Raw genomic sequence first — 22,364 nt, 5'->3', positions numbered from 1 at the left:
AATGCTTTATAGCTCGCGCCTGGCGGACACGATGAGAGCGTCCAGCTTGTCCGCGGTCCTGCATTCGTCAAGCGGCGTGTAGACGGTGAGCTTGCGATCGGAGCCGTCCAGCAGCGCGAAACTGGTGTATTCGAAGACCATCAGGCCTTTTCGCGGATGCCTGATGCGCTTGATATTCGATAGCGGATTGAGCACCTCGTGCCTGCGCCACCACGCATTGAATTCGTCGCTCCTGTGTCGCAGCGTCGATATCAGCCGTTCAAAATCAGGATCGCCCACATAGCGGGCACTGTCGTTACGGAACATCGCAAGGGACGCACGCGCCACTTCCTCCCAGTCAACGAGCAAACGGCGGTGCCGCGCATTCGCGAAAACCATGAACATCAGATTGCGCTCATCCACCGAAAGCTGCCCGTAGTCACCGAATACCAAGGTGGCGGCCCGATTCCAGCCCAGGATATCCCAGCGACGGCCAGTGACGTAGGCGGGCTGGCCTGACAGGCTGGCAAGCATCCGTTGCACCGGCTCCTCGAGTTTTTCCGGATTCGTCGAGCGGAGTTCCGGCGACGGACGATCGCTCAATACGAACAGATGCCGCCGCTCAACGGCGTCCAGTCGCAACGCATCCGCGATTGCGATCAGCACCTCTTCGGACGCGCGGACGTCGCGCCCCTGTTCGAGCCAGGTGTACCACGTGATACCGACGTCCGCGAGCATCGCGACTTCCTCGCGGCGCAGCCCCGGCGTGCGTCGTCGAAAACCGTCCGGCAATCCGACCGCGGCCGGACTCAGATGCTCGCGCCGCGACCTCAGGAATGCTCCTAGCTCACCACGGCGCCGTTCGGCGGCGAGGGTTCTGACGTTCATCGTCATCGTGGTAGCTCCCTATACCAGTATCGATCCAGCACTGTTTGTCGCGCGGCAAAGCGCACAGGATGAAGACGAAACCAACTTCCAGTCTATTCAATCATGAACATGACGAACAAGCTTGTGCTGGTTACCGGCTCCACCGACGGACTCGGACGCTGCGTCGCGAAGCGACTGGCAGCCGAGGGCGCGCATGTGCTCATTCACGGGCGAAACATGGAACGGGGCGAATCCGTCGTTCGCGAAATAGCGGGTGCGGGAGGCAAAGCGACTTTTTATCCGGCTGATCTGTCTACGTTCGCGGAAGTTCAATCGCTGGCAAGCGCGATCGGATGCGCGCACGACCGACTCGACCTGCTTATCAACAACGCCGGCATCGGGACCGGTCCGCGTGGCTCGATCAGGCAAGTCACGGCGGATGGAATCGAATTGCGGTTCGCGGTGAACTACCTCGCGGGCTTCGCCCTGACGAGGCTTCTGCTGCCTCTTTTGCTGACGGGCTCGAGATCGCGGATTGTCAATGTTGCTTCCGTGGGACAACGCCCGATCGATTTCGACGACCTGATGTTGAGCCACGGCTATAGCGGTACCGCGGCCTATTGCCAGAGCAAGCTCGCGCAAATCATGTTCACGTTCGATCTGGCCGACGAACTGGCGCAGACCGGCGTGACGGCGAATTGTCTGCATCCGGCCACATACATGGATACGACCATGGTGAGGAATGGGGGAATCACGCCTCTGAGCACGGTCGAGGAAGGTGCTGACGCGGTTCTTCATCTTGCGGCCAGCACCGCAATGGAAGGCCGTACCGGCCTCTATTTCGACGGCATGAGGCTCGCCAGAGCTCATCCCGACGCCTACAACCCTGCGCTTCGCAAGCGACTGCGTCAGCTCAGCTTTCAGTTGACGGACCCGTCGCTGGCACATTGACACATCGAACTTCGATGTCGGTCCGCCCGGGTTCCGGATACCCGGCATTTTTCAAAGAGCGGAAACTTCAACCATGTCACATCATGTCTTCATTGTCGGCGGTTCTTCCGGAATTGGCTTCGCCACAGCGAGCCGGCTACTGGACCGGAGATACGCGGTTACGATTGCCGGGCGAGATTCGGCGAAACTGGCCAAAGCGAAGGCCGCGTTGCGCGGCGCTGCAAATACGGTGAGATTCGATGCATCCGATGCATCGACCATCGCCGGCACGTTTGCCGAGATTGGCGCAATCGATCACCTGGTTCTCGCGCTCGGCAGTGGCAAGGGTGGCGGCCCGTTTTCAGCCGTCAGTCTCGATGCGGTGCGTATGGGATTCGATGAGAAAGTGTTTCCTCATTTCGCGTGTGCCCAGGCGGCCCTTGCGTCGATTGCGAAAACCGGAAGTATCACTTTTCTCTCTGCCGTGTCGGCACACTCGGCCATGCCCGGAACAGCGGGCCTCGGCGCAGCGAACGCGGCGATTGCTGCGATCGTGCCGATCCTCGCGGCAGAGCTACGCCCATTGCGGATTAACGCAGTTTCGCCTGGCGTCATTGATACGCCGTGGTGGGACTTTCTCTCGGAGCAAGACAAGGAGTCCGCTTTTGCCGGTTATGCGGCGAGAACGCCGGTAGGACGAATTGGCCAGCCTGACGACATTGCCATGGCGATTGAGTTTCTGATTTCGAACTCCTTCATGTCTGGGCAAACCATCATATGCGACGGCGGAATTGGTCTGGATTCGACTGGCCAGACCGTCCCGCTGACCGAGCCTCGCTGACGATCTGCATCAGGTGTCACCGGTGGGAACGATTCCCGCCGCCTCGACCATCAGGATCACCGTTTTCTCAGGCGCTCGAGGGCGATGCAGCAGGCCTTTATGCACGACAAACGCTTGTCCCGGGCCCAGATCGACGACCTGGTCCTCGAGGTCAATCAGGAAGCGTCCGCTAACCACATAAAAGAATTCGTCCTGCGCGTCATGTTTGTGCCAATGATATTCGCCCTGCACGACACCCAGCCGAACTACCGACTGGTCCACCTGACACAGCGTCTGGTTGTACCAGGGATGGCCGTTTGCCGCCACGAGGGCGGGCACGTCGATGACTTCGCCGAAGGGGTAGAGGACGTTAAGGTGGGTCGAGTACGGAAAGGAATCGGTGCTCACATCAGTCTCCGTGAACGTTAGTTCGTGTCGAAGATGCGAGCCACTGTAGGCGTTGCCAGTTCTGTTGGTCTTGTACCGGACCGTCAATCTTTGGTACGGGAGCGACCTTCGAGCAACTGCGCGCGGTACGCGCCTGGTGTCAGCCCCATCCTGCGCCGAAACACGCGTGTAAAGTGGCTTTGGTCGGCGAAACCGGCGGCCTGAGCAATCGCTTTGAGCGAATGGCGTCCACCGGTCAATTGAGCGCATGCAAAATCGAGTCGAAGCTGGCGCACGTAATCTCCGACAGTACAGCCATAGTGCTTGCGGAATTCCCGCGCGAGGTGGTCGGCGCAAACATGACTGTCCGAAGCGATTTCGTCCAACGTCAACGTCTCACGAAAACGATCGTGCAGCAATGCTTCCACGCGAGCGAGCCATCGACGTGAACCGCCAACCGTCGCCGCGCGCGGGACGGCCCGCTCGCATGCCGCAAGAAGTTCGAGTACCAGCCCTTCGACTGCTAGCGATGTAGCCGAATCCTGCTCACTGCACTCGCGGACGAGACGGCGCATGAACGACAACGGAGCTCCACTGGCGAAGTCATCCGGGCGATCGAGGACTTGGGTCCGACCGCCCATCCGCTCCAGCCACGAAGACGAAAATTCGACATGGAGCGCCTTGCCGCCGGCCCCGTACCAGCAATTTGCGTGCGGTACGGCTGCGGGGAAAAGCGTCAGTGACATGGGCCCATCTTCGCCACCGCGTGACGGCCAGGATCGTGTACCGCGGCCGTCCAGCACGAAACAGAAAAACGGATTCACATGTTCGTGCTGCGGAATGATGAGATCCGTTGCGAATTGGGTCTCCACGACCGAGATGCCATCATCCCTGTATTGCAGGGTGGTAGCGCCGAAGTAGTCGCCCGGCTCAAGTACCCGTAGCATGGGATTGCTCCCAAAGAAACGTTGCATTCGATATTACACACTTGTTGGCCCCTGCGAGTCAGCTCCTGCCACGATGTCAACGGCATCGAACCTGCGGGCAACGAGCACAAAGTCCTGGGGCTGGTCAATCCAGCCAGCCGCGCAGCCGCGCGTGATCGAGAAAACGGTAGACGTCGGGCGCAAGTTCGGACGTGCCGAAAAGCCGTTCGAGTTCGCCGATGATGTCGTCGAGCTCGTGTTCTCCGTCGCAACGCGCGAGGATCGCGCCGGCGCTAGCGTTGAGCTTCACCATCCCTTCGGCATAGAGCAGCACGTAGGCGTCCTGCGCCGCTTCCCACTGCAGGCGGAAGACGCTTCGCAGGCGGGGGCGCAGCGGCACGCCGCTATCCGAGTCACGCGTGTTCATTGCGTTCCCAGTGTGTTCATGGTCGTTCGTTGCGCCGCCCGCGGCGCCCTACGTGCAGCCCGGGCGGCACGCCGCAGCCCGCTCAGCGATTGGCGATATACATCGTGATTTCAAAGCCGAAACGCACTTCGGCATACGACGGGGTAATCCATTGCATGGCATGTCTCCTTGTTTGCGATTGGATGAAAAACCGCACTCGATGCGCGGCCGCTCCCTTCAAAGCAAAGGATATGCCGATGTCGTAGTGCGAGGCGCGGGCATTCGGGAGATGGGCGGTGTTGATTTTTGGAGCACCACTGCTGCGGGATGCAACAGCGGTGCGACAGCACGTGAGCGAAACAGAAGCGCCGATGAAAATGGCGCGATGGGCTCAAAAGTCGTCCACGGTACGTCCCGGTTCGACCGCGGGCATCTTCCGGTAGATCATGTTGCGCGACACGCCGAGCTCGCGCGCCGCCGCCGAAACGTTGCCGCCATGCCGCGCGAGCGCCGCGGCAATCGCAGATACGGTCACGTCCTGCAGGCGCGCGCACTCCGTCACGGACGCATTGCCCGCGCCTCGCGTATCCGCCGCGCCGCTCGACGCAACGCCATAGCGCAGGTCATCGAAGAAGTCATCGGGCAAATGCTCGCGCCGGATCTCGCCGTCCGCGTCGACCATGGCCGCCGCGGTGCGCAGCAGATTGCCGAGCTGCCTGAAGTTGCCCGGCCACGGACAGCGCTCGAACATCGCCATCACGTCGGGCGCGACGTGAAGCGGCTGCCCGCTCGCGCTCGCGAGCGATTCGCGCAGCAACATCTTCTGGATCACGACCGCGAGATCGGTCCGCTCGCGCAGACGCGGCAGACGCACCACGAGGCCATTGAGCCGGTAGTAGAGATCCTCGCGGAAGCGGTTTTGCGCGATCATCACGCGCAGGTCACGGTGCGTCGCGCAGATGATCGCGACGTCCACCGCTATGCTCCGCGTCGAGCCGAGCGGATTGACGACGCGTTCCTGCAGCACGCGCAGCAGCCGCACTTGCAGCGAATACGGCATGTCGCCGATCTCATCGAGAAACAGCGTGCCGCCGTTCGCTTGCAGCAGCTTGCCGATTGCGCCTTTGCGCCGCGCTCCGGTGAATGCGCCTTCCTCGTAGCCGAACAGTTCGGATTCGATCAGCGTCTCGGGAATCGAAGCACAGTTGACCGCGACGAACGGCCCGGCGTGACGCGGCGAATCGTTGTGGATCGCCTGCGCGAGCAGTTCCTTGCCCGTGCCGGTCTCGCCATTGATCAGGATCGGAATGTCCTTGCCGATCACTCTTTTGACCTTCGCAATGACCGCGGCGATCTGCGGGTCGCCCGTGTCGAGATAGCTCAGACGTGAAAGCCCGGCAACGGTCTGCGGCGGCTCCTCGCGCGCCGCCGCCCGCGCGCCCTCGTGCACGGCGACCGGGCGGCTGCCTTCGGCCAGCGACGCCCGCCTGAACTGCACGCGCGCGCAAACCACCGCGCCGCTGCTCAGATTGAGCATCAGGTGCGGGTCGAGGCTCGCGCGCGCACGATCGATCAGTTGCGCGCTGGTGGTCTGGAACAACGACGACAGCGTATGCGCCCGCAGCCCGGCGAGCGGCATGCCGAGCTGAAACTGCGCACTGCGGTTGGCCGACAGAAAACGTCCGTCGCTCGTGAACGCGACGATGCCTTCCATCAGCGTGCCGAGAAACTCCGGACGACTATGGAAGGACACTTGCAGCGTTTCGTGAAAGGTGGTCGTGAACAGATGATTCTCGATCATCTGCACCGACATTTTGGCGAGCGCCATCGTGTGCTGATGATAGCTGCGGTAGTCGCCCGTCACGTCGAGCACGCCGATCGCGTCACCATACGGATCGAGAATCGGCACGCTCGAGCAGGTCAGGAAGCGGTTTGCCGCGAGGTAATGCTGGTCGCCGTGCACGACCATCGCGCAGCGCTCGGCCAACGCCGTACCGATCGCATTGGTGCCCTGGCGGTCCTCGGCCCAGTTCGCACCGGGCCGCAGCGCGACTTTCTCCGCGCGCGCGAGAAAATCGTCGTCACCGATCGAATGCAGGATCAGCCCTTCCGCATTGGTCAGCACGATCATGCTTTGCGTGTTGGCGATCTGCTCGCGCAGCGTCTCCATCACCGGCATCGCGTGCGCGCACAGCACCCGGTTCTGCTCGCGTTTGAGCACGAGTCCCGCGTTCGAAAGAACCTCGTACTCCGGCCGCGCCGATGCGCACAGGCCAAACGTTTCGGACCGTTCGTGCGCTTTCTGAATCGCCGGCGCGGGAAAGTCATTGGACCGGACGGCCGTCTGAGCCACGGCCGGATGAACGTCATCGCGCATTGTCTCCCTCCAGAGCCTGGTACCTTGCCAGACTTTTCTCCGTTCTCTTAAGCAAGCTCCGGGCCATTCATTTCATCGACGGTGGCGAAGCGAAGAGGCTGTATTACCGCAAATCGATGCGCGTTGAGATATGCGGAGTCACCCCGAGTGGCGCTCGACCCGCGCTGCTGGCGTCGCCCTCGCCCCGAGCGATGTGCGCGAGCGCCGCAATTGTGCTGTTTCTCAACACTCCATCGCGCGGCGTTGTACCGGGATGCAACAGATGGAACGCCACGCAAGCGATATATGCCGCAGCACGTTCAGGCGCGCCGCCCTTTCGGACTCGCTCACAAAAATGGCATGCGACTTGCGGTAACGGCATCGCATCCGGATCGACGACACGGAACGAGGGGCGACGCCTCTCCCGGCACTGCATCGACAAACACTCAGGAGACGACCATGAAGAACCGTTCGCCCGCCGCTGGCCGGCTGGCTGTCCTTGGAGCGAGCATCGCGATCGCGATGGCACTGAACGTGACTCCGGTAGGCGCCGCCCCGGACTATCCCGCCGTGACCTACGAGCGCCTCGCTCAAGCGCAAAGCGACCCGGGCTGGCTCACCTATTACCGCAGCTATAGCGGCCAGTCGCATTCCCCTCTGAAGCAGATCGATGCATCGAACGTCGCCGGTCTCAAGCAGGCCTGGAGCTATCGTTTCCCCGCGGAACTCAAGCAGGGATTCGAAGCAACTCCGATCGTCAACGGCGGGTTCCTTTTCGTCAGTACACCCAAGGACAACGTCTATGCGTTCGATGTCAAAACCGGCACGCAACTGTGGAAATACGAGCCGAAGCTCGGCGCGGAATCGTTCAAGACCGCCTGTTGCGATGTCGTGAATCGCGGCGTCGCGCTGTATGGCAAGAACGTCTACGTGGCGATGCTGAGCGGCGAGGTGGCCGCGATCGACGCGCAGCGCGGCAACCTCGTGTGGAAGAAGCAGATGTTCGAGCCGGGTCTCGGCTACGCGTTCTCGCTTGCACCGCTCGCGCTCGATGGCGCGATCGTCGTCGGCACGTCGGGCGGCGAGTATGGGATTCGCGGTTATATCGCCGCGCTCAATCCCGACGACGGCTCGATCATCTGGAAGCGCTACACGATCCCGAGTGCCGGTGAGAAAGGTAGCGACACATGGCCCGACGGCATGCAGGAACATGGCGGCGGCGCGGCGTGGCTGACCGGCACTTACGACGCGGCCTCGCAGACGCTGTACTGGGGCGTCGGCAATCCGGGGCCGTGGCTCGCCGCGCTGCGTCCGGGCGACAACCTGTACTCCGATTCACTGCTCGCGCTCAACCCGAAAAACGGCGAGCTGAAGTGGCACTACCAGTACACGAACAACGACACGTGGGACTACGACGGCGTCAACACGCCGGTGCTTGCCAACATCAGCTACAAGGGCAAGCCGTATGACGCGATCATCCATGCCGACCGCAACGGCTTCTTCCACGCGATCGACCGCAAGACCGGCAAGCTGATCTACGCGGAGCCGTTCGTCAAGGCACTGTCGGTGACCGGCTACAGCGCCGACGGCAAACCGGTTCAGGACGCCAGCCGGTTTCCGAAGGCCGGCACGACGATCAACACCTGCCCAAGCTTTCTCGGCGGCAAGAACTGGTGGTCGACCTCCTACGATCCGGAGCGGCACATCGCGGTGGTGCCATCGCTGCATGCGTGCATGAGCCTGTCCGGCAAGTCGGTCAGCTACATGGAGGGCCTGCCCTACCTCGGCGAAGGCTTCGAGATTCAGCCCGAACCGGGCAGCCAGGGCTATGGCGAGCTTCAGGCCATCGACGTCAATACCGGCAAGAAGCTGTGGGGTCACTGGACCAAAATGCCGTGGAACGGCGGCGTCGCCACGACCGCGAGCGGGCTCGCCTTCAGCGGCTCGCTCGACGGCCATCTGTACGCGTTCGACGTGACGACGGGCAAGGTGCTGTGGGAGAGCCCGCAACTCGCGAGCGGCATCGTCGCGCAACCTTCCGTGTTCGAAGTCGACGGCAAGGAATACGTGGCCGTGCTCGCGGGCTACGGCGGCGCGAACCCGATCTGGGGCGGCCCGATGGCCGACGTCGCGAAGGACGTTCCGCGCGGCGGCACGTTGTATGTGTTCGCGCTCGATCGCGGCTGAGCATAGCAGCCACCGCACGCGCATCGTTCTGCACCTCCGACTCTCGCAGCTGCGTCTCTCCGCGCCCGCACGCAGTTCAGGCGGGCGCGGTGTTCCCGCCATCACAGGAACGCACCATCATGAACATTCGACTCACTCAGATTGCCCTCGCCAGCGCGCTCGTCGCCGGCGCCGCGCAGGTTGCCGTCCATGCGGCGGCGCAGACGCCATCCAGCGTCCGCGTATGCACGATGCCCGGCAGCCCTTCGGCCGAGCTGGACAAGTCCGTTGCTCGCGCGGTGTTGAGCACCGCGGGCATCGCCGCGACGTTCGCGTCGCGCGGCATCGACGACAACGGCGGCGACGACGGCATCTCCGCTCGCGAGCTGTCGAAATCGCTCCAGCGCGACTGCGATGTGATCGCGGGCTTTCCGCGTTCGAGCGTGGCCGACGGCTCCGACTCCCAGCTACTCTTTTCCCAGGGCTATCTGCATTCCGGCTATGTCAGCGTCACGCTGCGCGACACCCATGCGGCCAACACTAACGTCGCGGCACCGGACGGCAAGATCACGATTGCTGCCACCTGGTCGAGCCCGTCGCAACTGATCGCGGTCGAGCAGAAGAACGCGCGCTTCGATCTGGAAACCACCTCCAGGCTGACCGTCGACGCCGTCGCGAAAGGACGCGCCCAGCGCGCGATCGTCTGGTACCCGGCCGTGGTGGCATATCGGCGTGCGCATCCGCAGCAGCACTTCGACGTCGCCCTCGCCGAATCGCCCTATGCCGACTGGAATCTCGTGTTCGCGTCGGGACCCGGCACGCAGCAGTTGCAAAAGCGCATCGACGGCGCGCTCGCGCGCTTGCGCAGCGATGGCCGGCTCGCGGCGCTGACGCGCAACTGGGCGTTACCAGCCACCATCGCGACCGTTTCGGCGACCACTCGCGCGAGCCTCGTGCGCAGTCCCGCACGCTATCTCGACGGCCCGACGCAGCCGTCGCCGCGTGCGAATGTATGGCGTGTGAGCGGCATGCCGGCCGCCGGCGGCTTCATCAAGGTTGCGGCGACGACCGAGGCACCATCGTTCGATCACGATCAGGTCGCCCACGGTGAACATCTATATGCCGATTCGTGCGCGAAATGCCACGGCGAAAAGCTCGAAGGCAACACGGCGCCCTCGTTGATCGGACCGGCTTTCGCGCCAGCGGCGAACTCGCATCTGACGATCGGCGGCATCTATCAGTACATGTCGACCAACATGCCCGCGGACCATCCCGGCAAGATGAGCGACGAGGAGTACGCCGATCTGATGGCCTTCCTGCTCTATACGAATGGCTACGACACCGGCAACGCGAAGCTGACCGCGCAGGCCGCGCAATCCTCTACCACGCCGCTGAACGCCGGACTGCGCCACTGACACGTTGCATCGGACTGCATTGCAACGCCATGCCGCTTCGATCGAATGAGATGCGGCATGGCCGACCCATTTCTTTTCTCAGGACATCATCATGGTCTCTCACAATCGCAGACACTTCATTCTCCAGGCCGCGGGCCTGTGTGCCGCACTCGCCAGCGCCGACCTCGCGCTCGCCGCGCCGCCGCCCGTCGATGAAAACGACGCCACGGCCGGCTCGCTCGGCTATCGTGCGAAAGCGAGCAGCGTCGACGCCGCGAAGTTCCCCAAGTACCACGCGGGCCAGACCTGCGCGAACTGTCGTTTCTATACCGGCGCAGCGGGTGAGGCCGCCGGACCGTGCCCGATGTTCCCCGGCAAATCCGTTGCCGCTGAAGGCTGGTGCAACGTCTATGCGCCACGAGCTTGAGCGCTGGTCCGTGGGTGCGACGCGAAACGGCGCACGCGCGACGGATCTGCCGACGCTTCGCTCGCTGATTCGATGCGATTGCTGAACGACGTTGGAGCTCTGCTAAGCTACTGTCCGCCGCATGTATTCTTGGTCTCCCGAACCAACAGCGAGAACATTTGAACCGGAGCAGATCGATGTCAACTCCCTGGACGGGGCGCTGCCTGTGCGGCGCGGTGCAATACAAAGCTCACGGTGATTCACTCGCGCAACTCATCTGCCATTGCCGCGATTGTCAGCGCGCTTCCGGTTCCGCGGGTTTGCCGGTCGTCGTGGTGAGAGCCGCCAGCTTTTCGTTCGAAGGTGAAATCAGGCCTTATACGAAGATCGGCGGCAGCGGAATGCCGACGACGCGCAACTTCTGCCCTCATTGCGGCAGCCTGCTATTCGGTACGCCGCATCACGCGCCGGAGATCGTGACGCTCTACGCCGGCACGCTCGATGATCCTTCCAGATTCAACCCCGAGTTCGCTCAGTTCACATCGGAACGCCATCGACTGGACGCCCACCTGCCGGACATGCCCGACCATTCGCGAAGAGCCCCCTGACCGGCGCAATTGCAGGGAAACCGGCCTCATCAAGGCCTGCCTTCACGCGGTCGCAGCATTGGCATTGATAACGCCCATGCATCAATGCTTCCAAAAATCGCACTTCTACTCCTGGTCTTCTTGCGCAACTATGTGTCACCAGACGCCCGGGAAAACGGTTCAAAAGAACAGCGCATTAGAAGAAGAACCTACAAGCGCGTGACGCCGTTCCTATCAGCGCATCCGGCTGCGAGCTCGAGTTACGTTCGCGGCGCTGCGCACCAACGCATCTTTTGCACGACACACGTCGCCGTTGATTCCCGCTGCCATAAGAACGCGCTCGATGATGCGGGTTTCGCTCGCACCTGCTGCGAACGAAGCGCAGCACTGGTCGCATGCAAAGCCGCCGCGATTGATAACGGCAGAACATCAATCGTTCCGAAAGTTGCACTTATCGTTTGGCCGCCTCCAGGCCAATATTTCCAAAATCACAATCGGCCGGACCACCGCGTCTTTTCAAGATCTCAGGAGACACCTCGATGCACCCCTCGTCTAACCTTTCCACCGGACGTTCGAAGGCCGCCACGGTTTTCCGTGTAACGGCCGGGAATTTCCTGGAGCAGTTCGACTTCTTCCTGTTCGGCTTCTACGCCACGCAGATCGCCAACGTTTTCTTTCCCGCCCACAGCGAGTTCGCCTCGTTGATGATGACGTTCGCCGTCTTCGGCGCCGGCTTCCTGATGCGCCCGCTGGGCGCGATCGTGCTGGGCGCCTACATCGACGACGTCGGCCGCCGCAAGGGCCTCATCGTCACGCTTTCCATCATGGCGAGCGGCACGATCCTGATCGCGTTCGTACCGGGCTACGCGACGATCGGACTTCTGGCGCCCGCGCTCGTGCTGCTCGGACGGCTGCTGCAGGGCTTCTCGGCGGGCGCGGAGCTGGGCGGCGTGTCGGTGTATCTTGCCGAGATGGCCACGCCCGGCCGCAAAGGGTTTTTCACGAGCTGGCAGTCCGCGAGCCAACAGGTGGCGATCGTCGTCGCCGCGGGCCTCGGCTTCGGGCTCAATCAGTGGCTGAGCGCATCGGCCATCGCAGCGTGGGGTTGGCGCGTGCCGTTCTTCGTGGGCTGCATGATCGTGCCGTTCATCTTCATGCTGCGTCGCAATCTGGAAGAAACGCAGGAGTTCAAGGCGCGCCAGCATCGTCCGACCATGAAGGAAGTATTCGGCACGCTGGTCCAGAACTGGGCCGTCGTCGTCGCAGGCATGATGCTGGTGGCGATGACCACCACGAGCTTTTACCTCATCACGGTCTACGCGCCGACCTTCGGCAAGACGGTCCTGCACCTGAGCACCGCCGACAGCCTGCTCGTGACGCTGTGTGTCGGGGTATCGAACTTCGTGTGGCTGCCGATCGGCGGGGCGCTCTCCGACAAGCTCGGCCGCCGGCCGCTCCTCGTCGCCATGACGGTGCTCGCCATCGCGACCGCCTACCCGGCACTGTCGCTGCTCGCTCACGCGCCGAGCTTCGTCAACATGCTGCTCGTCCTCCTTTGGCTCTCGTTCATGTACGGCATCTATAACGGCGCGATGGTCGTCGCGCTCACGGAAGTGATGCCGGTGCAGGTGCGCGTTGCCGGGTTCTCGCTCGCCTACAGCCTCGCGACGGCCGTGTTCGGAGGCTTCACGCCCGCGATCTCGACGGCGCTCATTCATATGACTGGCGACAAGGCCGCGCCCGGATACTGGATGAGCCTCGCCGCAGCGTGCGCGCTTTTGGCGACGTTCGCGCTCTATCGCCGCCGCGCAGTCACGCTGACGCCGGCGCACTGATGCGCTTGCCCCGCATCCATCGCAACCGCACACGACCATCACCATGAAAAATCTGCTTCTGAAACTTTGCGCCGCGGCGCTCGTCGCAAGCTCGGCCGCTGCGGCGAACGTGCAGGCCGCCGACCTGCACGTCATGAGCTCCGGCGGCTTCACCGCCGCGTACAAGGTGCTCGGCCCGAGGTTCGCGTCCCAGACTGGCAACACGCTCGACACCTCGCTCGGGCCCTCGATGGGCAAATCGCCCGAAGCGATCCCCAACAGGCTCGAGCGCGGCGAGCCCGCGGACGCCGTCATCATGGTCGGCTACGCACTCGACGAGCTGATCAAGCAAGGCAAGGTCATCCCCGGATCGCGGGTAGAGCTGGCCGATTCGCGCATCGGCATGGTCGTGCGCGAAGGGGCGGTGAAGCCCGACATCGGCTCCCCCGAGGGCCTCAGGCAGACCCTGTTGCGGGCGAAGTCGATCGCCTACTCGGACAGCGCGAGCGGCGTCTATATCGAGCGAGAGCTGTTCAGGAAGCTGGGCATCGAGGATCAGGTCAGGTCGAAGGCGAAGATGATCCCGCGGATTCCGGTGGCGTCGGTGGTGGCAAACGGGGACTACGAAATCGGCTTCCAGCAGGTGAGCGAATTGCTGCCCGTCCAGGGCGCCACGTTCGTCGGCAAGATTCCCGAGTCTCTGCAGTCCGTCACGCGTTTCGCCGCCGGCATTCCCGTCGGTGCGCGGCATCCGAAGGAAGCGAAAGCGCTTCTCGACTATCTTGCTTCACCCGATGTGCAAGCGGAAGTGAAATCGACCGGGCTCGATTCCGTCCCGGCGCATTGAGGCAGAAACACGGGAAGGCTTGTCTCAGCCAGCATTCACGTCACCGCAAGGCGTCTGTCGCGGGATCATTCGCGACGTCCGGGCGGGCTGGCTCGGGCGCCCTGAGCATCTGTGCGAGACGTGCTCGATCGCACGCGCCTTCCCACATCGAAACGAAGATCACTGCGCACGCGTTGCTGATGACGCTCGTCAGCGCCCGCGCCTCGGACATGAAGCGGTCGATGCCCACCAGCAGCGCCGCCCCGGCAACCGGCAAGTCCGGAATCACCGTAAGCGTAGCGACGAGCGCGACCAGCCCGCTGCCGGACACGCCGGCCGCGCCCTTGGAAGTGAGCAGCATGACGGCGAGCATCGTCGCGGTCTGACACGCCGATAGCGGCACATCGCACGCCTGAGCGATGAACATCGAGGCGAGCGTCAGATAGATCGCGGTGCCGTCCAGATTGAACGAATAGCCCGCGGGCAGCACGAGCCCGACGACGCCCTTGTCGCAACCGAGCGCCTCCAGCTTCCCGATCAAACGCGGCAGCACCGGCTCCGTCGACGATGTCGCGAGAACGATGAGCAATTCCTCGCGCATGTAGCGCAGAAGTCGCCAAAGCGCGAAACCGTGCAGCCGCGCAAGCGGCTCGAGCACCAGCGCAACGAACATCACGCATGCGACGTAGAACGACACCATCAGCATGCCGAGCGAGCCGACCGAGCGGATGCCGAAGCGGCCCACCGTGAACGCCATCGCGCCGAACGCTCCGAGCGGAGCGAGCCGCATGATCGTCGCGAGGACGCGAAACAGGATCTGGGCGACGCCGTCGATGAGCGCCAGCACGGGCCGGCCGGCCTGCGGATATGAATTCAGAGAGAAGCCGAACAGCAGCGAGAGCAGCAGCACCGGCAGCACCTCGCCCTTCTCGAAGGCCCCGAGCATCGTCTCCGGGATCACGCTCAACCCGAACGCCACGAGTCCGCCCGCCTGCGCGTGCTTCGCATATTGCGCGAGGATGCTCGAATCGAGATGATGTACGTCGATGTGCATGCCCGCGCCGGGTCGCAGCACGAACGCGATGCCGAGTCCGAACACGAGCGCGACGGCCGTCAGGCAATAAAAAAGCGCCAGCGCCCGGATGATCGTGCGTCCGATGGCCTTCCCGCTGGCGAGCGACGTAATGCCCGAGACGATCGTGCAGAAGACGATCGGCGCGACCATCATCCGCACGAGCCCGAGAAACGCGTCGCTGAGCGGCTTGAGCAGCGCGCCCGTTGCCGGCCAGAAATGGCCGAGGATCATGCCGAGCACCATGGCCAGCAGGACTTGCACATAGAGCGGACGAAGCGGTCTTGCCAACCTCACGATGCGGACTTCCTTCCTGTCTTGACTGTCGCCGTTACGTTATTGCCCACGGCATCACCGCTTGCGGCTCCGGCGCGCTTCATCTCGATGATCGTCCGATGAAACTCCTGGGCGGCCGGTGTGAGCGGCCGTCCGCGCCGTCTTACGATTCCCACGCGTCGTCTCACCACCGGTTCGACGAGCGGCACGCTCGTGAGGATCGGGTGGTCATGTCCGGGCATGGCCATCGACGGCACGGCGGCGACGCCGAGCCCCGCTTCGATTAACCCGAGCATGGTCGTCACGTGTCGCGTCTCGCAGACGCTCGGCGCACGTGGCGCGACGCTCGAGAGCGCCTGGTCGAGCAACAGACGGTTGCCGGAAGTCTTGTCGACCGAGACGTAATCGTGCTCGTAAAGCTCGGTCCAGGTCACGCGCTTCTTGCGTGCGAGGGGATGATCGCGGCGGCAAGCAGCAACGAACCGCTCTTGCAGCAGGACTTTGAACTCGATCTCGGACTCTTGACTGCCCATGAAGCTCACGCCGAAATCAGCCTCGCCGCTGATGACGGCGCCAAGCACCTCGTTGGCGCTCGCATCCAGAAGCTTGACCCGGATGCGTGGAAAGCGGCGATGGTAGCTCGCGATGACGCCCGGCAGAAAGTAGTACGCCACCGATGGCACGCACGCGATAGTCACATGACCCAGGCGGCTCGATGAAACATCGCGAATGCCGAGCAGTGCGACGTCAAGGTCATCCAGCAGTTGTTCTGCGCTCGGGGCGAACACGCGGCCGACAGTTGTGAGTGTGACGCTACGCGTGGTTCGCTCGAAGAGACGCACGCCGAGCGCTTCCTCGAGCTTGTCGATCCGACGACTTAAGGCCGGTTGGGAAATGCTCACCGCCTCGGCGGCCTTGCGGAAGCTGCCCAGCTCCACCACCGCGCGAAACGCCTGCAAGTCGTTCAAGTCGAAGTTGACGCCCACGACCGGTCTCCGCATCTTGGAAACCGATTATTTTGCATTATTCAGGAGACGCGGCGATCAAAGATGCCGCGTTTGCTCGGGCGGATTACCCCACTCATTGTGCAACCCATCCCGATAGATCACGGGCGCACTCAACGCCGCATCGAGATCGAGTTCATCGATGCACATGATATTGACGTTGATATACGGATACCCCGTGCCGTTCGGCATATCGATCCGATCGAATACATGGACCCCGCAGCGCCGGCAGAACGGATGATGCGCGACCGCATTTTTCCCCTGATATTCGCTGAGCGCGGCTTCGTCCGAAAGCAGACGAAAGTCCTCGCGGCGAACCTGCACGTGCCAGAATCGCAGCCTGCTGCAATAACTGCAATTGCATTTCGACGTGCCCTTGTCGAAATCGATGCGAGCCTCGAACTTCACGGATTGGCAATGGCAGCTTCCGAGGTACGTGCGCAGCATGGGGTTCTCCGAGGTCGAGGGCCGCTGCAATTATGGACGGCACGACTTCGCGCTGCCAACACACGAGCCGTCGCAACCCTCGCAGTAATGGCGGTCGCGCACCGCGCGATCCACGCGCCAGACGTTGGCCTCGGCCGGCCGCGCCGTTCCCACCGAGCGGCCGTTTTCCCGCGCATAAAAGCTCGGCTCGCCCGCCTTGCCGCGGCGAATCGCTTCATCGATGCCCGGCTCGCCGAACACCGCCTTCAATTCGGCCACGAACGCCGCGATCTCGGGCATCGGATGCCCGGCCGGCTTGCGCACTCGCATGTCAATTCATCCGCTCCCGAAAAAAGTGCCTCTTCGCCATATCTTAAAAACGATGTAGGATACTGTATATCCATACAGGTATTTTCGCAAATGACAACCGCCCTGCCAGCACCGGAAGCCATTCACCCGTCCTTGTGGCGGGCGTCCCAGCTTGGCGCTGGCCGCGGCCGCAGCGTCGATACCGGCTATCCGGCCCTGTCGGCGGAATTGCCCGGCGGCGGCTGGCCGCTCGGCGCGCTGGTCGATCTGCTGGTGCAGCAGGCCGGCGTCGGCGAACTGCGGCTGTTGCAGCCGGCGCTCAGCGCCGTCGGCGAGCGTCCGGTCGCCTTCGTGCAGCCGCCGCACACGCCGGACGGCCTCGGGCTCAACTACATCGGCCTGTCGCTGCAGCAGGTGCTGCGCATCAATGCGCCGAAAACCGCCGACGCGCTGTGGTCCGCCGAGCAGATCCTGCGCGCCGGCAGTTGCGGCGCGCTGATCTTCTGGGCGCAATACGCGCAGGCGTCGTCGCTGCGCCGCCTGCATCTGGCCGCGCAGTCGTCGGAGACGCTGTTCATCATGGTGCGGCCGCTCGCCACCGCGCAGGACGCGTCGCCCGCGCTGCTGCGGCTCGCGCTCAGGCCATCGGCCGAGGGTCTCACCATCGACATCGTGAAACGACGAGGGCCCGCTCGCGCAGAGCCCCTGTCGATTCCCCTTCAACCCACCCCCGTTCTGCTTTCCCGACATGCGCGTCTTTCTCGCCGTTCATCTGCCAAAGTTGCCGCTCGAGGTCTTCAGACCGAAGTGGTCGCCTGAGCCCGCGCATGGCTGCGCGGTGCTGGAGAAAGACAAGGTGGTCATGGCCGATCCCGCCGCGCGCTCGGCGGGCGTGCGTGCGGGCATGAAGCGCGGCGGCGTGCTGACGCTGTCGCCGGAAACCGAGATGTACGAGCGCGACAGCGGCCGCGAGGCGGCGGCCCATCGCGAGGTGGGGATCGCGCTGATGCGCTTCTCGCCCGAAGTCGCGCTGCTCGATGAGGCGACGGTGGTCGTCGAGATCGGCGCGAGTCTGCGGCTCTTCGGCGGCCTGCTCGCGCTGTGCCGCGACGCCAAGGCCATCCTCGATGCGCTCGGCTTCACCGCGCGCATCAGCGCCGCGCCGACCGGCCAGGGCGCGTGGCTGCTCGCGAAGTTCGGCAACCGGCGCGTGCTGAAGCTCGCGTCGCTCGAACAGCGCCTCTCAGCGCTGCCGATGCTCGCCGTGCCCGAAGTCCGCCCGTTCGCCGACTGGTTCACGGGCCTTGGTTGCGAGCGCATCGCCGATCTGCGCCGCCTGCCCCGCGCCGGCTTGCAGCGCCGCTGCGGCGAACATCTGCTCGACTCGCTCGACCGCGCGTTCGGGACCGCGCCCGAACTGTTCGACTGGCTCGAACTGCCGCCCACGTTCTCGGCGCGCATCGAGATGCCGGACCGGCTCGAACACGCGGACGGCGCGGCATTCGGCGCGCAGCGGCTCGTCGTGCAACTGTGCGGATGGCTGTGCGCGAAGCAGCTCGCGGTCAGCGGCATTCGCCTGTCGCTCGAACACGAGCGCGGCCGCAATGCGATTGAGCCGACCACGATCGACATCGCGCTCGGCGAGCCGACCTGGCGCGAAGAACATCTGATGCGGCTGCTGAAGGAACGGCTGCATCGCATCGAGCTCGCCGCGCCCGTGATTGCGTTGCGGCTCGACGCATCGAACGTCGAGTCGGCCGCGCCCGCGTCCGCGACGCTCTTTCCCGAACCGGGCGGCTCGAAGGAAGATCACGAGCGGCTGCTCGAACTGCTGGTCGCGCGGCTCGGCGAAGAGAACGTGCTGAAACCCGCGCCGAGCGCCGATCATCGCCCGGAGATCGCGAACCGCTGGCTGCCGGTGTCGCAGCCGGTCAAACCCGAACCGCTGCCGCAGAATCTGCCGCGCCCGACGTGGATGCTCGACACGCCGGTGCGTCTGTTGATGCGCCAGCACCGTCCGTTCTATGGCTCGCCGTTGCGCATGGTGTCGCCGGGCGAGCGTATCGAGAGCGGCTGGTTCGACGGCGAGCTCGTCACGCGCGATTACTTCGTCGCGCAGGCGGACGACCAGAGCTGCTACTGGATCTACCGCGAACGCGTGAGCAGCCGCGACGCGGAAGAAGAGCAACGCTGGTTCCTTCATGGCCTGTTCGGCTGACAGGCGCGGCTGATATGCGCGGATGAACGGCCATGGACACCACCTTCACGATGCTGCCGGCGTATGCCGAGCTGTTCTGCTTTTCCAACTTCACGTTTCTGCGCGGTGCGTCGCACGCTGAGGAACTGGCCGAGCGTGCCGCGCAACTCGGCTACTCCGCGCTCGCGATCACCGACGAATGCTCGCTCGCGGGAGTCGTGCGCGCGCATGTCGCGGCGAAGGAAGCGAAGCTGCCGTTCATCGTCGGTTCGTATTTCCGGCTCGTCAATGCCGATGGTTCGCCGGCCTTCGGCCTGATCCTGCTCGCCCGCAACCGCAACGGCTACGGCAATCTGTCCGAGCTGATCACGCTCGCGCGCATGCGCGCGCCCAAGGGCGAATACCGGCTCACGCCGCAGGATCTGTCGCGGCCGGAGAAGGAATATCGCCACCTGCTCGGCATGCCCGACTGCCTCGCGATTCTGGTGCCGGATTTCCCGGCCAGCGAAGACGCGCTCGACGCGCAGGTCGAATGGCTCGACGAAACCTTCACCGGCCGCGCATGGGTCGGTCTCGTGCTGCATCAACGCGCGATGGACGACATGCATCGCGGCGCGGTCGAATTCGTCGCGAAGAGCCGCGACGTGCCCGTCGTCGCACTCGGCGAAGTCGTGATGCACGTGCGCTCGCGCAAGCCGCTGCAAGACACGATGACCGCGATTCGGGTCGGCAAGCCGGTCCATGAGTGCGGCTATGAGCTCGCGCCGAACGCCGAGCAGCATCTGCGCTCGCGGTTGCGGCTCGCCAACCTGTACCCGGAAGACGCGCTGGCCGCGACGGTCGACATCATGAGCCGCTGCACGTTTTCGCTCGATGAGCTGCGCTACGAGTATCCCGACGAGCTGGTGCCGGCCGGCCATACGCCGGCCTCGTATCTTCGTCAGGAGACCTATATCGGCGCGCAGCGGCGTTTTCCGGCCGGAATTCCGCATCACGTGCAGCAGCAGATCGAGCACGAACTCGAACTGATCGCGGACCTGCAGTACGAGCCGTATTTCCTGACCGTCTATGACATCGTCCGCTTCGCGCGCAGCCAGCACATTCTGTGTCAGGGGCGCGGCTCGGCCGCGAACTCGGCGGTCTGCTACTGCCTCGGCGTGACCGAAGTGGACCCGGCGCGCGGCAACATGCTGTTCGAGCGCTTCATCAGCAGGGAGCGCGGCGAGCCGCCCGATATCGACGTCGACTTCGAGCACCAGCGGCGCGAAGAAGTGATCCAGTACATCTATCGCAAGTACGGCCGCGACCGGGCCGCGATCGCGGCGGCGGTGTCGACCTATCGTCCGCGTGGCGCGCTGCGGGAAACCGGCAAGGCGCTCGGCGTCGATCCGCAGATCGTCGATGCGGTCGCGAAGTCGCATCACTGGTTCGATGGCCGCCAGGATCTGCTCGCGCGCTTCGCGGAATCCGGGCTCGATCCGGACAAGCCGCTGATTCAGGCCTGGGCGAAGCTCGCCGCGCAGCTGCTGAACTTTCCGCGCCATCTGTCGCAGCATTCGGGCGGCTTCGTGATCAGCCGCGGCAAGCTCACGCGGCTCGTGCCGGTGGAAAACGCGGCGATGGCCGACCGCTCGGTGATCGAGTGGGACAAGGACGATCTCGAATCATTGGGCTTGCTGAAGGTGGACGTGCTCGCGCTCGGCATGCTGTCCGCGATCCGGCGCACACTCGACCTCGTGTCGGAACAGCGCGGCGAACGTTTCGAAATGCAGGACATTCCGTCTGAAGATCCCGCGACCTACGCGATGATTTCAGCCGCCGATACGGTCGGCGTGTTCCAGATCGAATCGCGCGCGCAGATGAGCATGCTGCCGCGCATGCGGCCACAGACGTTCTACGACCTCGTGATCGAAGTCGCGATCGTGCGGCCGGGTCCGATTCAGGGCGGCGCCGTGCATCCGTACCTGCAGCGCCGCCAGGGCTTCGAGCCCGTCACCTATCCGAGCGACGCGTTGAAGACCGCGCTGGGCCGCACGCTCGGCGTGCCGATCTTCCAGGAGCAGGTGATGCAGGTGGCGATTCTCGCAGCCGGCTTCACGGCCGGCGAAGCCGACCAGCTGCGGCGCGCGATGGCCGCGTGGAAACGCAAGGGCGGGCTCGAAAAATACTATGACCGCATCGTGCTCGGCATGCAGGAGCGCGGCTACGATGAGGCCTTCGCCGAGGCGATCTTCGAGCAGATCAAGGGCTTCGGTGAATATGGCTTCCCCGAAAGTCACGCGGCCAGTTTCGCGCTGCTCGTCTATGCGAGCAGCTGGCTCAAATGTCACGAACCCGAGGCCTTTCTCGCCGCGATGCTGAACAGCCAGCCGATGGGCTTCTATTCGCCGTCGCAACTGGTGCAGGATGCGCAGCGGCACGGCGTCACGGTGTTGCCGGTCGATGTGACGGTGAGCGGCTGGGACTCCTCGCTCGAACCGCGTGCGGGGGCGATGCGCCCCGCCGTGCGGCTCGGTCTTTCGCTGCTGCGCGGCATGAAGGACGGCGCCGCGGAACGGATCGAGAACGCGCGCGCGGTGCGTCCGTTCGCGAGCGTCAACGATCTCGCGCGCCGCGCGCAGCTCGACCGCAAAGACCTGCATGCGCTCGCGGATGCGAATGCGTTGGCGGCGCTCGCGGGAAACCGCCGCGAAGCGCTGTGGCAGTCGGTCGTCGCGGTGCCGGACAAGGATATGCTCGCGGCCGCGGCGACTCAGGACGAAACGCCCGAACTGGGCGCGCCGAGCGAAGCGCACGACATCGTCGCCGACTACCGCTCGCTCGGCCTGACGCTGAACCGCCATCCGCTGGAGTTGCTCAGGCCGCAGTTGCTCGCGAACCGGCTGATGCCGGCCGCGACGCTGCGGACCTATCGCGACGGCCGCCTCGCGCGCGCCTGTGGACTGGTGACGGTGCGTCAGCGACCCGGCACGGCCAAGGGCGTCGTATTCGTCACGCTCGAAGACGAGACGGGCAACGTCAACGTGATCATCTGGCCGGGCCTGCTCGAAAAACAGCGCAAGGAAGCGTTGGGCGCCACGCTGCTCGCCGTGTACGGCACGTGGCAGTGTCAGGGAGAAGTACGGCACCTCGTCGCGCAGCGGCTCGTCGATATGTCTAATCTGCTGGGCAAGTTGCAAACGACGAGCAGAAACTTCTGCTGACGCGAGCGCGCGA

General features: G+C 64.0%; 21 protein-coding genes. 11 read left to right on the top strand and 10 right to left on the bottom strand.

Translation table 11 applies throughout. The features are described from left to right. Positions 1-6: 6 nt before the first annotated feature. The gene (locus AB4Y34_RS23090) at positions 7-867 is read right to left on the bottom strand and encodes a helix-turn-helix transcriptional regulator (protein WP_368717299.1); all 861 of its coding nucleotides are present in this window, start codon (positions 865-867) and stop codon (positions 7-9) included. Between the two features lie 102 nt (positions 868-969). On the opposite strand from AB4Y34_RS23090, the gene AB4Y34_RS23085 reads away from it, so the two are divergent. Next, a complete protein-coding gene (locus AB4Y34_RS23085) occupies positions 970-1,797 on the top strand; it encodes an SDR family NAD(P)-dependent oxidoreductase (protein WP_368717298.1) in 828 nt (275 codons plus the stop codon). A 73-nt stretch (positions 1,798-1,870) separates the two neighbouring features. Next, positions 1,871-2,617: an SDR family oxidoreductase gene (locus tag AB4Y34_RS23080; RefSeq protein ID WP_184225640.1), complete on the top strand. Its 747-nt coding sequence runs from the start codon at positions 1,871-1,873 to the stop codon at positions 2,615-2,617. 9 nt (positions 2,618-2,626) lie between these two features. Here AB4Y34_RS23080 and AB4Y34_RS23075 read toward each other — a convergent pair whose 3' ends face one another. The 5 genes from AB4Y34_RS23075 to AB4Y34_RS23055 form a co-directional block, all read right to left on the bottom strand. Next, positions 2,627-3,004: a cupin domain-containing protein gene (locus AB4Y34_RS23075; RefSeq protein ID WP_176377943.1), complete on the bottom strand. Its 378-nt coding sequence runs from the start codon at positions 3,002-3,004 to the stop codon at positions 2,627-2,629. A gap of 83 nt (positions 3,005-3,087) precedes the next feature. Further along, a complete protein-coding gene (locus AB4Y34_RS23070; protein WP_368717297.1) occupies positions 3,088-3,930 on the bottom strand; it encodes a helix-turn-helix transcriptional regulator in 843 nt (280 codons plus the stop codon). A 124-nt stretch (positions 3,931-4,054) separates the two neighbouring features. Then, entirely contained in the window at positions 4,055-4,336 is a 282-nt protein-coding gene (gene pqqD, locus AB4Y34_RS23065) for a pyrroloquinoline quinone biosynthesis peptide chaperone PqqD (RefSeq protein WP_176365808.1), read from the bottom strand. 82 nt (positions 4,337-4,418) lie between these two features. Beyond that, on the bottom strand, positions 4,419-4,493 hold the full coding sequence (gene pqqA, locus AB4Y34_RS23060) for a pyrroloquinoline quinone precursor peptide PqqA (protein WP_083788695.1): 75 nt from the start codon (positions 4,491-4,493) through the stop codon (positions 4,419-4,421). 213 nt (positions 4,494-4,706) lie between these two features. Continuing rightward, on the bottom strand, positions 4,707-6,692 hold the full coding sequence (locus AB4Y34_RS23055; protein ID WP_368717296.1) for a sigma-54-dependent Fis family transcriptional regulator: 1,986 nt from the start codon (positions 6,690-6,692) through the stop codon (positions 4,707-4,709). A 438-nt stretch (positions 6,693-7,130) separates the two neighbouring features. On the opposite strand from AB4Y34_RS23055, the gene AB4Y34_RS23050 reads away from it, so the two are divergent. From AB4Y34_RS23050 to AB4Y34_RS23025, 6 genes are all read left to right on the top strand, one after another. After that, a complete protein-coding gene (locus tag AB4Y34_RS23050; RefSeq protein WP_176377946.1) occupies positions 7,131-8,858 on the top strand; it encodes a methanol/ethanol family PQQ-dependent dehydrogenase in 1,728 nt (575 codons plus the stop codon). A gap of 119 nt (positions 8,859-8,977) precedes the next feature. Beyond that, positions 8,978-10,252, top strand: coding sequence for a c-type cytochrome (locus tag AB4Y34_RS23045; RefSeq protein ID WP_368717295.1), 1,275 nt, complete (start codon positions 8,978-8,980; stop codon positions 10,250-10,252). Between the two features lie 91 nt (positions 10,253-10,343). After that, positions 10,344-10,658, top strand: a complete 315-nt coding sequence (locus tag AB4Y34_RS23040; protein WP_176108846.1) for a high-potential iron-sulfur protein — start codon at positions 10,344-10,346, stop codon at positions 10,656-10,658. 176 nt (positions 10,659-10,834) lie between these two features. Next, positions 10,835-11,245 carry a GFA family protein gene (locus AB4Y34_RS23035; RefSeq protein WP_368717294.1) on the top strand — a complete coding sequence of 137 codons (411 nt, stop codon included), beginning with the start codon at positions 10,835-10,837 and terminating at the stop codon, positions 11,243-11,245. Positions 11,246-11,763: 518 nt separating this feature from the next. Then, entirely contained in the window at positions 11,764-13,059 is a 1,296-nt protein-coding gene (locus AB4Y34_RS23030) for an MFS transporter (RefSeq protein WP_176365802.1), read from the top strand. Positions 13,060-13,102: 43 nt separating this feature from the next. Next, on the top strand, positions 13,103-13,885 hold the full coding sequence (locus AB4Y34_RS23025; RefSeq protein WP_368717293.1) for a substrate-binding domain-containing protein: 783 nt from the start codon (positions 13,103-13,105) through the stop codon (positions 13,883-13,885). A 40-nt stretch (positions 13,886-13,925) separates the two neighbouring features. On the opposite strand, the gene dctA is transcribed toward AB4Y34_RS23025, so the two are convergent. From dctA to AB4Y34_RS23005, 4 genes are read right to left on the bottom strand one after another with little or no spacing between them, the layout of a single operon-like run. Beyond that, the gene (dctA, locus tag AB4Y34_RS23020) at positions 13,926-15,233 is read right to left on the bottom strand and encodes a C4-dicarboxylate transporter DctA (protein WP_368717292.1); all 1,308 of its coding nucleotides are present in this window, start codon (positions 15,231-15,233) and stop codon (positions 13,926-13,928) included. Further along, positions 15,230-16,198: a LysR family transcriptional regulator gene (locus tag AB4Y34_RS23015; RefSeq protein WP_176377952.1), complete on the bottom strand. Its 969-nt coding sequence runs from the start codon at positions 16,196-16,198 to the stop codon at positions 15,230-15,232. Before AB4Y34_RS23015 ends, dctA begins: the two co-directional genes overlap by 4 nt. A 57-nt stretch (positions 16,199-16,255) precedes the next feature. Next, positions 16,256-16,663 (bottom strand): GFA family protein, encoded by a 408-nt coding sequence (locus tag AB4Y34_RS23010; RefSeq protein ID WP_176377953.1) that lies wholly within the window; start codon positions 16,661-16,663, stop codon positions 16,256-16,258. A 30-nt stretch (positions 16,664-16,693) separates the two neighbouring features. Further along, a complete protein-coding gene (locus AB4Y34_RS23005; protein WP_368717337.1) occupies positions 16,694-16,978 on the bottom strand; it encodes a hypothetical protein in 285 nt (94 codons plus the stop codon). A gap of 84 nt (positions 16,979-17,062) precedes the next feature. On the opposite strand from AB4Y34_RS23005, the gene imuA reads away from it, so the two are divergent. Genes imuA through AB4Y34_RS22990 form a run of 3 tightly spaced genes read left to right on the top strand, consistent with a single transcriptional unit; the run spans position 17,063 to position 22,351 of the window. Continuing rightward, on the top strand, positions 17,063-17,770 hold the full coding sequence (imuA, locus tag AB4Y34_RS23000) for a translesion DNA synthesis-associated protein ImuA (RefSeq protein ID WP_026228047.1): 708 nt from the start codon (positions 17,063-17,065) through the stop codon (positions 17,768-17,770). Beyond that, positions 17,700-19,169, top strand: a complete 1,470-nt coding sequence (locus AB4Y34_RS22995) for a DNA polymerase Y family protein (RefSeq protein ID WP_368717291.1) — start codon at positions 17,700-17,702, stop codon at positions 19,167-19,169. The genes imuA and AB4Y34_RS22995 overlap by 71 nt, the downstream gene beginning before the upstream one ends. A gap of 32 nt (positions 19,170-19,201) precedes the next feature. Beyond that, the gene (locus AB4Y34_RS22990) at positions 19,202-22,351 is read left to right on the top strand and encodes an error-prone DNA polymerase (protein ID WP_368717290.1); all 3,150 of its coding nucleotides are present in this window, start codon (positions 19,202-19,204) and stop codon (positions 22,349-22,351) included. Positions 22,352-22,364 lie beyond the last annotated feature (13 nt).

It is taken from the genome of Paraburkholderia sp. BR10954 (assembly GCF_040965775.1).
GTDB classification, from domain to species: domain Bacteria; phylum Pseudomonadota; class Gammaproteobacteria; order Burkholderiales; family Burkholderiaceae; genus Paraburkholderia; species Paraburkholderia youngii.
Note: the sequence above shows the minus strand (reverse complement) of the source record. Positions and strands in the feature narration are given on the sequence as shown.